A 15,548-nucleotide genomic window follows, 5' to 3' on the forward strand; every position below is an offset into this window, starting at 1 on the left:
TACTTTGGCATTCAGAAAAAATTTCACGAAAATTTAGAGTAATCATATGTAGTGTTGTATAATCGTGGTATCTTTAATATAGATAGTAAAATTAAAGATTGAACAAAGGAGGAAAAATATGACGGATAACATGTATCAATTATTGGCGATTATTATTTATATGATAGCCATGCTAGCAATTGGTTGGTATGCATTTGCTAAAACGTCGAATTTAACAGACTATATGCTAGGAGGTCGTTCCTTAGGTCCAGCAGTAACTGCGCTAAGTGCAGGCGCCGCAGATATGTCAGGATGGCTTCTAATGGGTTTACCAGGTGCAATATTTGTATCAGGACTTGTAGAGGCTTGGATTGCAATAGGACTGACAATAGGGGCTTATTTAAACTGGTTACTTGTTGCTCCACGGTTACGTGTTTACACACAGGTTACGAATGATTCCATTACGATTCCAAGTTATTTGGATAACCGCCTACGTGACAATACGAAGCTAATAAGAATTGCGTCAGGTATTATTATCTTAATATTCTTTACATTTTATGTATCATCAGGAATGGTAGCAGGTGGTAAATTCTTCGATAGTTCATTTGGTTACGAATATCACACAGGATTACTAATTGTTTCGGCAGTAGTAGTTGCCTATACACTATTTGGAGGATTTTTAGCGGTTAGTTATACAGATTTTTTACAAGGACTTATTATGTTTTTAGCACTTATTACTGTACCGCTATTTGGTTTATTTGTAACGGGTGGATTAGGGGATACAATTTCTTCAATTAAAGCCGTTAGTCCAGATCTTTTAAATTTATTACCAGCCACTGCAACAGCAGCAGGGATTATTTCTTCTCTTGCTTGGGGATTAGGCTATTTTGGACAGCCACATATTATTGTACGCTTTATGGCTATTAGTTCAGTAAAGGAAACAAAGCAGGCTCGACGTATTGGTATTGGTTGGATGATGTTAAGCTTATTCGGGGCCATTGGGACAGCTTTAGTAGGTGTTGCCTATTATGAGCAAAACGCTGGTGAGTTAAAGGATGCCGAAACTGTTTTCATTGTACTTGGGCAAATTTTATTCCATCCATTTATTGCGGGTATTATGTTAGCGGCTATTTTGGCAGCTGTTATGAGTACTATTTCATCACAACTAATCGTCACTTCTTCAGCACTTGTTGAGGATATATATAAAGCGTTGTTCAACAAAACAGCCGATGATAAACATTATGTTTTTGTTGGACGAATGGCGGTATTAGTAGTAGCGATTATTGCCGGTATCCTAGCGTGGAATCCAGATAGCTCTATCTTAAGCCTAGTTGGTTTTGCTTGGGCAGGGTTTGGTGCAGCATTTGGACCTGTTATATTGCTTTCTTTATATTGGAGAAAATTAACCAATTATGGAGCGCTAAGCGGAATGATAACAGGTGCCGCAACTGCGTTTATTTGGGGTAAAGTGGATGCTTTATCAAGTGCTTTATATGAAATTGTTCCTGGTTTCTTTGTTTGTTTAATCGTTGCGGTTGTTGTTAGTATGCTGACATATAAGCCGAATAAAGAAATTGAAGAAGAATTTACTCGCTCAGAAGTATTACTAAAAGAAGAAAGAAAGTAATGAAAATGCGCCTTTTAGAGAGGCGCATTTTTTAAAAAAATACGGATGGTCCACAAATACGAAAAAGAGTATTTTATGGTAAGATGAAGAAAATTTGTCGTAGGGACACCAGGCTTTGGTGGGAGGTTTCTAATGGATAGAATTAAGGAAGTTGATGTATTAGTTGAAAAGGCCATACTTGTTGGCGTCAATTTACGAAATGACGAGCATTTTGATTATTCAATGGAAGAGTTACAAAATTTAGCCGAGGCTTTGCATGTAGAAGTGGTAGGAATTGTTACACAAAATTTAGAGCGTGTTACACCTTCACACTATGTTGGTACAGGTAAAATAGAGGAAATCAAAAGTTTTTATGAAGAAGCACAAGCAAATCTTGTTATTTTTAATGATGAATTGTCTCCTTCACAAATCCGCAATTTAGAGCGTGATTTAGCAACGAAAGTTATTGATCGTACGATGCTTATTTTGGATATTTTCGGAAGACGAGCAAAAACAAGAGAAGCACAGATGCAGGTGGAATTAGCTCAGTTGCAATACATGCTACCTCGCTTAGTAGGCCTACATGCTTCTCTAAGTCGTCAGGGTGGTGGCACTGGAGGCGGCTTTAAAAACCGTGGAGCTGGTGAAACGAAGCTTGAACTGGATAGAAGGAAAATTGAAGATCAAATTGTCAAAATTAAAAAGGATCTCGAACACGTGAAAGAGCAACGAGAGACACAACGTAAACAACGCCGTAAAAATGCACTTCCCGTTGTATCAATCGTTGGATATACAAATGCTGGTAAATCAACAATCATGAATCAGTTACTTACACAAATAGGGCAGGAAGAGCATAAACAAGTATTTGAAAAAGATATGCTTTTTGCTACATTGGAAACTTCTGTTCGTCAGATAGAATTACCTGATAAAAAGACGTTTTTACTTACAGATACAGTAGGTTTCGTAAGTAAATTACCACATCATCTGGTAAAAGCATTCCGATCTACATTAGAAGAGGCGCGAGATGCTGATCTTTTATTGCATGTTGTAGATGTTTCAAATGCAGAGCATGCATTTATGATGGATGTAACAAATGAGACATTGAAGGCAGTTGGCGTTGAAGACATTCCAACTATCTATGTATACAATAAGGCGGATATTGCAAATGTTCCTTACCCTGTAGTAAGTGGTGATAATATTTGGATATCAGCGAAACAAGGGATTGGTTTAGAGGAGTTATTACAATTGATTCGTCAGCATATCTTCTCCCACTATGTAACGTGTGATATGTTAATACCGTATGATCAAGGGAATGTTGTTTCTTATTTAAATGAATATGCCTCTGTTTTTAATACTTCTTATGAAGAGGATGGTACATTATTATCCCTTGAAGTAAAAGCATCTGATTATGCAAAGTACCAGCAATATGTAAAATAAAATGAAACCAAGCATGCCAAAAGAAATTTTGGCATGCTTTTTGTCATTAGGGGGAATAGTAGAATCTAGAACAAAGCTGTAATCAAAATCTTAGACGCAATAGTGTAAATTTGTAAATAAAGTTATAAATCTGAATTTTAGATATTTTAGAATAATTAAATGTTATTATGGTGTTTATCGACAATTAAAGAGTGAGAAAACTTAGATATATCAAAGGATTTAATAATTTCTTTATCAATCAGTCAGAATTTATTGAAAAATGATAAATTTTCAACATTTTTTAAAACTCTTGCTAAAGTTTAAAAAACGCTTTAGTATGATGAAACAAAGATTTTTTATCCTTAAATTAGGGTAATGATGTTTTTTAGAGAATAATTTAATCGGGAGAGGGTATTGTATGTCTAGTAAAGATGAAGTTGTAAAATCTGTCCCTCAAAATGGCTTTGTTGGACACCCTAAAGGGCTCTTTACTTTATTTTTCACAGAATTTTGGGAACGCTTCTCGTATTATGGTATGCGGGCAATTCTCATCTTCTTTATGTATTATGAATTGAATGAGGGTGGATTAGGTCTAGACCGCGGAACAGCGAACTCAATTATGGCCATCTATGGTTCACTCGTTTATATGTCTGGTATTATTGGTGGCTGGATAGCCGACCGAGTTTTAGGGACACGTAGAACCATTTTTTATGGTGGTGTCTTAATTATGATCGGTCACTTGCTGCTAGCATTGCCTGGTGGTGTCAGCATGCTATTTGCCTCAATGGCATTTATCGTTATGGGGACAGGTTTATTAAAACCAAACGTTTCAAGTATTGTTGGGGACATTTATGCTGAAACAGATAGTCGTCGCGATGCAGGTTTTTCTATTTTCTATATGGGTATTAACATGGGGGCATTCATTGCACCATTTATTGTCGGAACAATTGGACAAAAGTATAGTTTCCACCTTGGCTTTGGTTTAGCAGGTCTTGGGATGTTTGTTGGTTTAATTGTCTACAAATTAACAGAGAAAAAATATTTAGGCTTAGCTGGCTTACAAGTAAATAATCCATTAAAGCCTGAAGAACGTAAAAAAGTCTTTACACAATTCGGGATTGTAGCATTACTTCTTATCATTTTAGGTGCTATTGGTATTAAAACGGGTACATTAACAATGAATGTATTTAGTTTAATTATTACAGCACTTGGTGTGATTATCCCAACGGTGTTCTTTATTTATATGTACCGCAGTAAAAAGACGTCGAAGGATGAGAAATCTCGTCTACTCGCTTACATTCCATTATTTTTATCAGCGGTAATGTTCTGGGCTATTCAAGAACAAGGAGCAACGATTTTAGCGACCTATGCAGATGAGCGTACACAGTTAAGTATTGGTGGTATTCAGCTTCAATCTTCATGGTTCCAGTCGTTGAATCCGTTATTTGTCATAACATTAGCTCCATTATTTGCTATGCTATGGCTTAAATGGGGGGACAAGCAACCGACAACACCACGCAAGTTCTCATATGCATTGTTCTTTGCGGGTCTATCATTCATCGTAATGATGATTCCAGCACACTTATCTGGTGGAGAAATGTTAGTAAGTCCTTTATGGTTAGTTCTGTCATTCTTCCTAGTAGTTGTTGGTGAACTATTATTATCACCAGTTGGTTTATCAGCTACAACGAAACTGGCACCACAAGCCTTTGCAGCACAAACAATGTCTTTATGGTTCTTAACAAGTGCAGCAGCACAAGCTATTAATGCTCAATTAGTAAGAGTTTACGAAGTTGTAAGCGAATTCACATACTTTGGTTTCTTAGGATCACTATCTATAGTGATTGGAATTATAATATTAATTCTTTCACCGGTTATTTCAAAGGCGATGAAAGGTATTAACTAAAGAAAAGATGTAAGTACAGTAGTTAGTAACTGTGCTTGCATCTTTTTTTGCTGTCTAAATAAATGTCTATCTATGAGCTTTAGAATGAAATATATTATCATAAGTAGTTATTTTGTTGAATGCGGGTATAAGTTTCTATGTAGAACATGATTATTTTCGTTATAATAATTTTAATAATAAGAAAATTTAAGGGGTTGGAAGCCATGAAAGAAGAGTTAGATTATTTGAGGCCAAGGCTAATGGAGATTTTTACATACTTACATGCTCATCCTGAAATTAGCTGGCACGAAGTAGAAACAACCAATTATATAGTGGAGCTATTAACACAAGAAGGATTTTCACCAATACGCTTTAAGCATTCTACAGGGCTATATGTTGATGTGGGCAACGGAAATCCGAAAGTGGGGTTACGAACAGATATAGATGCACTATGGCAGGAGGTTGATGGTCATTTTCGAGCGAATCATTCCTGTGGACATGATGGACATATGACGATGGCCATTGGTACGTTATTACTTCTAAAAGAACTAAAGCAATCATTCAATGGTACAATTCGTATTATTTTCCAACCTGCTGAAGAAAAAGGGACAGGGGCGTTATCCGTTTTAGAAGAAGGCGTTATAGATGATTTAGATTATTTATTCGGTGTTCATTTAAGGCCTGTTCATGAATTAGAGGATGGTACTTATTGTGCTGCCTTATATCACGGGGCTTCTCGCTTACTAGAAGGTGAGATTATTGGAGAGGATGCCCATGCTGCAAGGCCGCATCTGGGCGTCAATGCAATTGAAGTAGGTGCAACAATCATTGAAGATTTACGAACCATCCATACAGATCCTATGGTACCTGTGTCTGTTAAAATGACCAAATTTCATGCTGGAGGAGAGTCAGGCAATATTATCCCTGGCAATGCTTCATTCACTATTGATATCCGCGCGCAACAAAACAATGTAATGGATGATTTAGCTCAAGGGGTTAAACGTGTAATTGATTCCTCTAAAATATTGCATAAGGTGCAAATTGAATTACGTACTGTTGCCAATATTGTAGCTGCTGAGGTCGATACAAGTGCTCAATATATTATGGAGCAAGCAATTATACAAGCAGCTGGTTTATCGAATTTAAGAAAGCCTGTTCATACGCCTGGTGGTGAGGATTTTCATCACTATGCTGTACAACGACCACATTTAAAAACAACGATGCTGGGCTTAGGCTGTGGGCTTACACCAGGCTTGCATCATCCTAAAATGAAATTTAAACAAGCAAGACTTGTCACAGGAGTTGAAATTCTGACGAGAGCGGTCTTGCTAGCATTGGAGTCTAGGCATATAAAGGAGGCGTCAGCATAATGTTAGAGAAAGTGCGTATTCACAAAGTAGTGACACCTATAGAAATTGCAGAAGTACAGAAATTGAATGCAGAAATTTGGGGCAGCCAAGCAATTCCCTCCCATCAATTATTAGCTGCTGTTCAAAATGGCGGATTAGTATTAGGGGCATATTTAGATGAAAAATTAATTGGTTTTAATTATTGCTTCGTTGGCTATCGAGATAGAGAAATGTATTTACATTCGCACATGATTGGTGTTGAAAAGGCATATCGTGAACAAGGTGTAGGTGAGTTATTGAAGCACGCACAACAAGAATACGCAAAAGAGAATGGATTTCAGCTTGTTCGCTGGTTAATTGAGCCGTTAGAAGCTGGCTTAGCTAATCTAGCATTTCTTAAACTGAATGCTACGAGCTTTCAATATGAAAATGATTACTATGGCCCGCTCCAAGATGATTTTAATGAAGGACTACCTTCGGATAGGTTGGTCGTTGAGTGGTGGATCGAACGTGAACAGGTGACAGATAGCCTTGATGAGTTAGAAGAAATAGCACAGGAAATCGTGCCGTGGACATTAACCGTAGATGGTTTGCCAGTACTTGATATAGAAAATGAATTTCAGATGGAACAATCTTTTTACAATGATGCCTATCTATTAGCAATCCCTCAATCTTTACAGAAGATGAAAGTCGAGAGTCCAAAACTTGCTGAGGACTGGCGTTATAAAATACGGACAATCTTAACTACATTATTTAATCAAGATTACGCCATTGTACGCGTGAAGAAGCACAAGGAATATGTTCATAGCTATCTGTTAGTCAGACGCTCCTTATTAGCCTTATAATAAGGCTGAGGAGTGAATGTTGTGAGATTAGAAAAGATTATTTTAAGGCACATTAAAATGCCAATGAAAGCTCCGTTTACAACGAGTTTTGGAACAGTGGATGAAAAAGAACTGTTATTAATAGAGGCAAAAGATGCATCAGGAATAACAGGTTGGGGAGAAACGGTAGCATTTGTAGCACCTTGGTATACAGAGGAGACTTTAAAGACGACATGGCATATGCTCAAGGATTATTTAATACCTATCTTGTTAAATAAAGAGATTGGGCATCCTGATGAGGTAACGTCGTTGTTTGCCCCTATTCGTCGTAATTGTATGGCTAAGGCTTCGATAGAAGGGGCTGTATGGGACATTTATGCCCAACAAACAAAGCAATCACTTGCACAGGCATTAGGTGGTCATAAGCAACGAATCGAGGTCGGCGTCAGTGTAGGTATCCAACCTTCTACTGCTCAATTAATAAAGTTGATAAAAGGCCATATTGAAAAAGGCTACAAAAGAGTGAAGGTGAAAATTAAGCCTGGTTATGATATCGAGGTAGTACAAGCAATCCGTGCTGAACTACCAGATTTACCTTTGATGGTAGATGCGAATTCTGCCTATACATTAGACGATATCAACATGTTGCAGCAACTAGATGATTATCAATTATTAATGATTGAACAACCACTAGCCCCTGATGATATTGTCGATCATGCAACATTACAGCGAAAAATAAAAACGCCTATTTGTCTAGATGAAAGTATTACTTCTTTTGAAGATGCAAGAAGGGCGATTACTCTTGGGAGCTGTGGTGTAATCAACATCAAAATTGGACGAGTAGGTGGTTTAACGGAAGCGAAGCGAATCCATGATTTATGTAAGGAAAACGGCATTCCTGTCTGGTGTGGTGGCATGTTGGAAGCAGGTATCGGACGAGCACACAATATTGCCTTAACATCACTAAGTCATTTTATATTACCTGGAGATACGGCGGGATCTAGTCATTATTGGTTCGAAGATATAATTGAACCTGAAGTTATAGTTAAAGATGGCTATATTGAGATACCCCAATCAGTTGGCATTGGTTATGCGCCTAATATGGCTGTCATTGATAAGTTAACAATATGTACGGAAGTCTATAAGTAAACCTTGATTGTCAATGCTCTAATAGAAGAAAAAACGAGGAGAGAACTGATTGAAAAAAAGCTTGCAAATCGGCGGTGCCTATGTAGGAATAATCGTTGGTGCAGGATTTGCGTCAGGGCAGGAAATTGTCCTCTACTTTACAAGTTATGGCTTTAAAGGAATATATGGTGCATTGTTAGCGATGATTGGCTTCTCTATAGTCGGAATGTGTGTGGCACAAGTTAGTTCAAGACTGCACACAACCTCTCATAAGGATTTGATTTATCAAATTTCAGGGAATTTTGTTGGCTTTTTATTGGATTTAATATTATCGCTCTTTTTATTTGGAGTTGCTGTCATTATGTTTGCGGGAGCGGGTGCAACCTTTCAGCAAATGTTTGGACTACCTATTTGGTTAGGTAGTATTTGCATGGTTATCCTTACAGTAGCTACCGTTATGCTGGATGTGAAAAACATCATTAATATTATTGCTCTTGCCACCCCTTACCTATTAACAATTGTGTCCATCATCGCTATTTATGCTATCGCAACTATGGATCTCACCTTTGTAGAGCAGGCAGTTATTGCTCAACAAGCTCAAATAAGCGGGAACAGTTGGTGGGTTACAGCCCTACTCTATATGTCATTTAACGTAGGGGTTAGTTTTTCATTGTTAACCGTGATGTGTGGCTCTATACGCAATGATAAGGTAGCGGGTATGGGAGGTATAATAGGTGGTATCTTGTTAGGAGCCTTAATATTACTTATTAATTTCTCTCTTCTTGCAAAAATGAATATTATTGTTGGATTAGATATTCCAATGCTTGCATTGGCTAATGAAATACATCCTATTGTGGGCTTGCTTATGACTTTCTCTCTTTTAGGCATGATCTATAATACTGCTGTGGGGATGCTATATTCTTTCATGGTAAGGTTTATCAAGCCCAATAGAGGTAGCTTTAGGGTAGCCGTTATTATTATTGGAGGCTTGGGGTTTTTAGCGAGTCTTGTGGGATTCACAACATTGGTAGCAAAACTATATGCAGTTATGGGTTATGTAGGTTTAATATTAATTATTTTCATTATTTCAGCATGGTTCAAAAGCGGAACAAAGAAAATTGTTTACAATAAAAAAGGTAATTGAGATATAAATTTGTTCTCAATTACCTTTTTTGCTTGGAGAAGAATATGTAGAAATAGAGAAATGCTTTAGTTGAAAAGATTAGCGAAATAACTGATATTTCGTTAAATAGACACGTTTTTTAGTTAATACTCAATAAAACGAGAATAATTCTCAATTGTTGGTTGACTGATAATAAAATCATGCTTATAATGGGAATCGTGAGTAATGATAATCATTTTCATTGAATAAATGCGTTACACACAAAAATGAAATCTACCGGGGATTACTATGAAAATAAGATATCTTTTAACAGCAACTGTTGTGTTGTCTATTGTGTCGCTATTTATAGGAGTAGTTAATATAAAGCCTAGTGACCTATTAGACTTCCAATCAGAAGAAACAAGACTATTTTTAATTAGTCGAGTACCTAGACTTGTTGCAATTTTGCTAGCAGGTGCAGGTATGAGTATTGCTGGTTTAATTATGCAAAGCTTAAGTAGGAATAAGTTCGTATCACCAACTACAGCTGGTACGTTAGATGCCACTCGGTTGGGTGTCTTGATTTCCATGATGTTCTTTACGAACGTCACGTATTTTCAAAAAATTTCCTTCGCTTTCATATTTGCTTTAGCCGGCACATTACTATTTATGCAAATATTAAATCGAATAAAGTTTAAAGATGCGATTTTTATACCGCTTATTGGCTTAATGTACGGAAATATTTTGTCCTCTGTTACAACGTTCTTTGCGTACAAGGCGAATATTATCCAAAACATTTCTGCATGGTTACAAGGAGATTTCTCATTAATCATGAAAGGCCGTTATGAACTGTTATACATAAGTATACCAGTACTGATTTTAGCTTACATTTACGCAAACCGTTTTACAGTGGCTGGAATGGGAGAGGATTTTGCTAAAAATCTTGGTCTATCCTACAAATTTGTAGTGAACTTAGGCTTAGTATTGGTAGCTCTTATCTCTACAACAGTGGTGTTAACAGTCGGTGTCATTCCATTCCTAGGTTTGATCATTCCGAATATTATTTCACTGTTTAAAGGTGATAATTTGGCAAAGACATTGCCGCATACAGCATTACTTGGTATGTCATTCTTATTATTCTGCGATATTTTAGGACGCGTCTTGATTTTCCCTTATGAAATACCAATTAGTATGACTGTTGGTGTCATCGGAAGTGCAATCTTCCTATTTATGTTGTTTAGGGGGAGAGCATATGCGTAATCGTACAAGAATGTTCATTTTAATAGGTATTGCCGTCATAGCTGTTTTGCTATATTTATTTTGGGAGTTAAACGGTAATTACCATTATGCATTTCCACGTCGTGTCATAAAAGTAGTAGCGATGGCGTTAACAGGTATAGCTATTGCCTATTCAACTGTCGTTTTTCAAACAATTACACACAACCGTATTTTAACGCCAAGTGTCATGGGATTAGATGCACTATACATGCTAATTCAAACATTCATCTACTTTTTCTTTGGCTCTACGTCGATATTGGTAATTAATATTTACTACAATTTTTCACTTGCTATTGTAGCAATGATTATATTCGCTTTAATTTTTTACAGAGTATTGTTTAAAGAAGGCAAGCGACCAATTTATTTCTTACTGCTTGTGGGTATGATTGTCGGAACGTTTTTAGGTAGTATTACAACGTTCTTCCAAGTATTAATAGATCCAAATGAGTTTTTAGGCTTACAAAGTAAAATGTTTGCAAGCTTTAATAATGTCAACTCAGATTTAGTTTGGCTAGCAGGTGTCGTGATTTTACTAACGTTTATTTACGGTTGGCGCCATATGAACCAATTAGATGTCATGTCATTAGGAAGGGATACAGCCATTAACTTAGGCGTACCTTATGATAAGTTGGTTCAACGTATGTTAATCTTAGCTTCCATCCTGATTGCTGTATCAACGGCACTCGTTGGGCCAATTACATTCTTTGGTTTAATCGTAGCAAATTTATCTTATCAGTATTTCAAAACATACAAGCACTCCATCTTAATTGCTGGTTCTTGTGTGATGAGTATTATTGCTTTAGTCGGTGGACAGTGGATGGTTGAAAGACTATTTACTTTCAGTACTACACTTAGCGTCATTATTAATTTTGTGGGTGGGGTCTACTTCATCTACTTATTATTAAAAGAAAGTAGGTCAGCAGGATGATTCAAGTCAAAGAAATTACAAAGTTTTTTGGGAAAAAGCCTGTCGTTCAAGATGTAAGTGTTGATATTGTTTCAGGAAAAATCACTTCATTTATTGGACCGAATGGCGCAGGGAAGTCTACACTACTTTCAATGGTGAGCCGTTTACTAAATGCAGATACTGGTGAAGTACTACTCGATAAAGCAGATGTACGACGCTGGAAATCAGATGATTTTGCGAAGCGGGTATCGATCCTAAAGCAATCAAACTTTATGAATGTTCGTCTAACAATTCGTGAACTTGTATCGTTTGGCCGTTTTCCTTATTCGAAAGGGAACTTAAAACCAGAAGACGAGGAAAAAGTTGACGAAGCTATTCGTTATATGAATTTAGAGGAGATTCAACATAATTATTTAGATGAGCTTTCGGGTGGTCAACGTCAGCGTGCTTTTATCGCAATGGTAATTGCACAGGATACAGAATATATATTACTTGACGAACCATTAAATAATTTAGATATGAAGCATTCCGTACAGATTATGAAGATTTTACGAAAGCTTGTTGATGAGTTAGGGAAAACGGTGGTTATTGTTTTACATGATATAAATTTTGCCTCTGTATACTCTGATCATATTGTTGCATTAAAAGATGGACGCGTAGTTAAAAATGGTCCTACAAACGATATTATTAACTCCCATGCTTTAAAGGAAATCTATGATATGGATATCCCTGTTCAAGAACAGAATGGCTGTCGAATTTGTGTTTATTTTAATTCGTGAAAATAGTTACAGATGGACGAACCATCAAAATACTATCAAATAAATTAATTAAAGGAGAAATATCATAATGAAAAAATGGAAATTACTTACGGTATTAATGGCAATGATGTTATTAGTATTAGCTGCTTGCGGTTCAAAAGACGAAGCAAAAGAAGAAGATAAAGGTACTTCAACTGATAAACCAGCAGAGGAGCAAAATAGTGATTCTTCTGCATATCCAATAACAATTCCAGGTAGCACAATTGAAGGAAAAGATGGTAAGACTACATTTGAAGATGTAACACTTGATAAGATGCCGGAAAAAGTAGTTGTTTTTGATAATGGTTTCCTAGATACATTAGATGCTTTAGGTGTTAAGCCTACTGCGGTGGTACAAGATTCATTACCATCATATTTAAGCAAATTTAAAGATAGCGCTTATGTAAATGCTGGTACTTTATTTGAGCCTGACTATGAAAAACTATCTGAAATTAACCCAGACATTATTTTCATCTCTGGTCGTGCATCAGCTGCTTACGCTGAATTATCTAAAATTGCGCCTACAGTCTATATTGGTGTAGATAACAAAAAATTCTTAGAATCATTTGAAGCTAATACAGAATTAGCTGGTAAAATCTTTGGTAAAGAAAAAGAAGCAGCAGATGCGATTGCTGCATATGAAGCAAAAGTAGAAGAAGTAAAAGCTAAAGCAACTGCCTCAGAAGAGAAAGCATTAATTGTTTTAGGTAGTGAAGGTGCTTTATCAGCCTATGGCTCTGGTTCACGTTTCGGTGTGATTCATGATGTATTTGGTGTGAAAGCTGCTGATGAAAAAATTGAAGCTTCTACACATGGTGCAAACGCATCATTTGAATATGTGCGTGATACAAATCCTGATATTTTATTTGTAGTTGACCGTGACGCTGTTGTAAATGAAAATGGTGAATCAGGTACAAAAGCTGCGATTGAAAACGAAATCGTTAGTGCAACAAACGCTGTGAAAAACGGCAAAGTATTCTACCTAGACCCAGAAATTTGGTATCTATCAGGTGGCGGCTTACAATCTGAAACACAAAAAATTGATGATGTATTAAAGGCGTTTAACTAATATGTTTGTACAAATTAAACGTATCGTTGTAACGGAAGGGAATTCGGATAAGGTTGTGGAACGTTTTGGCGCTAAACCTGATGGTCCGTCATTACTTGAACAACAACCTGGTTATATTGATAAGCAGGTGCTTGTAAAAAAAGTTCGCCGTGGTGATGAAGAAGTGCTAATTATGGTTCGCTGGGAATCAGAAGAAGCATGGAAAAACTGGGAAAAGAGTCCCGAGCACATTGCGGGTCATAAGGCAAACGCAGGTAAACCGAAACCTGAATACGTCATTGAAAGCGGACAAGAAGTTTATTACGTAAAAGGTTAATACGTTAAAGGTGTCTCAAGTAAATTGAGACACCTTTTTTGTTATATATAAAGCAGTCAGCACAATTATTATGACTGCTTAGTTAATTGTACTTTAATGTTTGATCGATGTTTTTCTCCATCCGCTAAATGTTGAATCCAAATTAAAGGAAATAGAGCTTTCGTTAATGGATAATCCTGAGATGTTGGCATTATTGAGCCCATCCAACTCTTGAATAGTCTTCTTCGTTTCTAGTCCTCTAGCATTAATGATGGTGTATTGTGGCGTTACATAAATAGAAGGAGATTCAATATTTAATCCAAAAGGAAATGGATGAATGGATGGCATACTAGATAAGCTCTCATCCGATATTCTTATAATGCCGTACTGCTCCATATACTGATCTCTTTTTTGTTGGAAACAATCCTCAAATCCAGGGGTGTCACTAATAAGGCATGAAAAGGTTGAAATGTTTTTATAGGTTGCTAACGTTTCTTGATAAGCTTTTAACTCAGATTGAATAATTATTTGCTCAATCTGTAGTTGATCAGTTGTAGGCTGTTTAATTGTAATTTCTTCAGCTGAGACAGAGATATTACATGAAAAAGTAGCCGTAAGTATTAAAAGCGATTCGTTTAATCCATTTTTCATTTTTAAATCACTCCCAGTGCAAAAGAATTTATATGTATCAATTTATTCACATCGATTCTGACTTTATATCTATCAAAATCTTATTAATATAAGCGTAACATCTATCAGAACGCCATTTCAATGGTGAGTTTACGCCACTTTAATGGCGGGACATGGTTCTCCACCGCCATTTTTTTAGCATTAATTAACAAAAAAATGGCGTGCTTTATGTAAATAACGCCACTTTTTGGCGGACATAACCTTTTTGTGGGATTTGATGGTATTAAATGTATTTAAAATTGTTTTGTCTAGTATTATTTGCCACTAATATATATAATATCTAGTAATAAACGGGAGGGGAGAGAGGACTATTGAACGGTTTTGATGAACGTATTCATGAATCATTGGACATTCTTATAGAAAACGAAACATTACTTGGTGATGAGCTTAAATTGCTGTTAAAAAGTTTTCTAGAAGAGAAAACTGCCGTAGGTTTTTCTTTTGGTAAGTTATGTTTTTTGCATTATGAAGCATTTTCGGATGGCATAAATGAAGATATCTATAAAGTAGCTGCAGCAATTGAACTTTTAATATTGTCTTTTGATATTATCGATGATCTGCAAGATAAGGATTCAGACTATATTTGGAACAATACACCTGAGCTATCATTAAATGTTGCCCTAGCAATGCTGATCATGGCCTCTAAAGCAATAAATGAAACGTCATTTGAGCATAAAAGCGCTGCTATAAGACTACTTGAGAAATACGCCTTAATGAGCATTAGTGGTCAACAATTAGACTTACTTAATATTTGTCGTGATGAGGAATCTTATGTCCAAATGATTACTCAGAAATCGGGCTCTTTAACAGCGATGGGTTGTTTAATAGGCGAGGTGCTTGCAAAGGGGGAAGTTACGAAAGAAGTAGAGGAATACGGGAAATACATAGGTATTATCCAACAAATTAAAAATGACATTCAAAGTTTGAAAGTATGGGGCCCTAAAAATGACCTGCTAAATAAAAGATACTCCTTGCCTATTATTTATCTCTTATCAAAGAAAAATGATGTTTCAAATTCTGTTGCCAGCTATTATAATGATGATATAGTTACAGTTTTGGATAATAAAGCAACAGAAAACGAGTTGACAAATGGTGGGGCAATACGTTATGCCATTACGATAAAGAATATTTACAAGTTTAAAGCGCTGAATTATCTAGAAAATGTAGCTTTAAATAACCTAGGTAGAGAGTATCTAGAAAAACTATTGAGATGAGGAGAGATT

At 36.3% G+C, this 15,548-nt stretch carries 14 protein-coding genes; 13 read left to right on the forward strand and 1 reads right to left on the reverse strand.

Annotated elements, in window-relative coordinates; genetic code table 11:
• The first annotated feature begins 118 nt into the window (after positions 1-118).
• The 12 genes from putP to ABC382_RS17540 all read left to right on the forward strand — a co-directional run bounded on the left by putP (position 119) and on the right by ABC382_RS17540 (position 13,656).
• Positions 119-1,606, forward strand: a complete 1,488-nt coding sequence (gene putP, locus ABC382_RS17485; protein WP_274794746.1) for a sodium/proline symporter PutP — start codon at positions 119-121, stop codon at positions 1,604-1,606.
• Between the two features lie 132 nt (positions 1,607-1,738).
• Positions 1,739-3,022, forward strand: a complete 1,284-nt coding sequence (gene hflX / locus ABC382_RS17490; protein ID WP_341387008.1) for a GTPase HflX — start codon at positions 1,739-1,741, stop codon at positions 3,020-3,022.
• 397 nt (positions 3,023-3,419) lie between these two features.
• Positions 3,420-4,907: a peptide MFS transporter gene (locus ABC382_RS17495; RefSeq protein WP_412926996.1), complete on the forward strand. Its 1,488-nt coding sequence runs from the start codon at positions 3,420-3,422 to the stop codon at positions 4,905-4,907.
• A gap of 203 nt (positions 4,908-5,110) precedes the next feature.
• Complete coding sequence (locus tag ABC382_RS17500) at positions 5,111-6,256, forward strand: M20 peptidase aminoacylase family protein (protein WP_313470159.1); 1,146 nt, start codon at positions 5,111-5,113, stop codon at positions 6,254-6,256.
• Positions 6,256-7,080 carry a GNAT family N-acetyltransferase gene (locus ABC382_RS17505; protein WP_274794742.1) on the forward strand — a complete coding sequence of 275 codons (825 nt, stop codon included), beginning with the start codon at positions 6,256-6,258 and terminating at the stop codon, positions 7,078-7,080. The genes ABC382_RS17500 and ABC382_RS17505 overlap by 1 nt, the downstream gene beginning before the upstream one ends.
• 21 nt (positions 7,081-7,101) lie before the next feature.
• Positions 7,102-8,208: an o-succinylbenzoate synthase gene (gene menC / locus ABC382_RS17510; protein WP_274794741.1), complete on the forward strand. Its 1,107-nt coding sequence runs from the start codon at positions 7,102-7,104 to the stop codon at positions 8,206-8,208.
• Between the two features lie 49 nt (positions 8,209-8,257).
• Positions 8,258-9,331 carry a YkvI family membrane protein gene (locus ABC382_RS17515; RefSeq protein ID WP_412926997.1) on the forward strand — a complete coding sequence of 358 codons (1,074 nt, stop codon included), beginning with the start codon at positions 8,258-8,260 and terminating at the stop codon, positions 9,329-9,331.
• 267 nt (positions 9,332-9,598) lie between these two features.
• The gene (locus tag ABC382_RS17520; RefSeq protein WP_412926998.1) at positions 9,599-10,549 is read left to right on the forward strand and encodes an ABC transporter permease; all 951 of its coding nucleotides are present in this window, start codon (positions 9,599-9,601) and stop codon (positions 10,547-10,549) included.
• Positions 10,542-11,495 (forward strand): iron chelate uptake ABC transporter family permease subunit, encoded by a 954-nt coding sequence (locus ABC382_RS17525; RefSeq protein ID WP_274794738.1) that lies wholly within the window; start codon positions 10,542-10,544, stop codon positions 11,493-11,495. The genes ABC382_RS17520 and ABC382_RS17525 overlap by 8 nt, the downstream gene beginning before the upstream one ends.
• Positions 11,492-12,253 (forward strand): iron ABC transporter ATP-binding protein, encoded by a 762-nt coding sequence (locus ABC382_RS17530; protein WP_312506982.1) that lies wholly within the window; start codon positions 11,492-11,494, stop codon positions 12,251-12,253. Before ABC382_RS17525 ends, ABC382_RS17530 begins: the two co-directional genes overlap by 4 nt.
• Before the next feature lie 67 nt (positions 12,254-12,320).
• Entirely contained in the window at positions 12,321-13,340 is a 1,020-nt protein-coding gene (locus ABC382_RS17535) for a siderophore ABC transporter substrate-binding protein (protein WP_412926999.1), read from the forward strand.
• Between the two features lies 1 nt (position 13,341).
• Positions 13,342-13,656: an antibiotic biosynthesis monooxygenase family protein gene (locus ABC382_RS17540; protein ID WP_274794734.1), complete on the forward strand. Its 315-nt coding sequence runs from the start codon at positions 13,342-13,344 to the stop codon at positions 13,654-13,656.
• Between the two features lie 93 nt (positions 13,657-13,749).
• Here ABC382_RS17540 and ABC382_RS17545 read toward each other — a convergent pair whose 3' ends face one another.
• Positions 13,750-14,286 carry a hypothetical protein gene (locus tag ABC382_RS17545; RefSeq protein WP_274794733.1) on the reverse strand — a complete coding sequence of 179 codons (537 nt, stop codon included), beginning with the start codon at positions 14,284-14,286 and terminating at the stop codon, positions 13,750-13,752.
• A gap of 350 nt (positions 14,287-14,636) precedes the next feature.
• Here ABC382_RS17545 and ABC382_RS17550 point away from each other — a divergent pair, with 350 nt between their 5' ends.
• On the forward strand, positions 14,637-15,539 hold the full coding sequence (locus ABC382_RS17550) for a polyprenyl synthetase family protein (protein WP_312506980.1): 903 nt from the start codon (positions 14,637-14,639) through the stop codon (positions 15,537-15,539).
• Positions 15,540-15,548 lie beyond the last annotated feature (9 nt).

Source organism: Lysinibacillus phoenicis (assembly GCF_047238325.1).
Lineage (GTDB): Bacteria > Bacillota > Bacilli > Bacillales_A > Planococcaceae > Lysinibacillus > Lysinibacillus irui.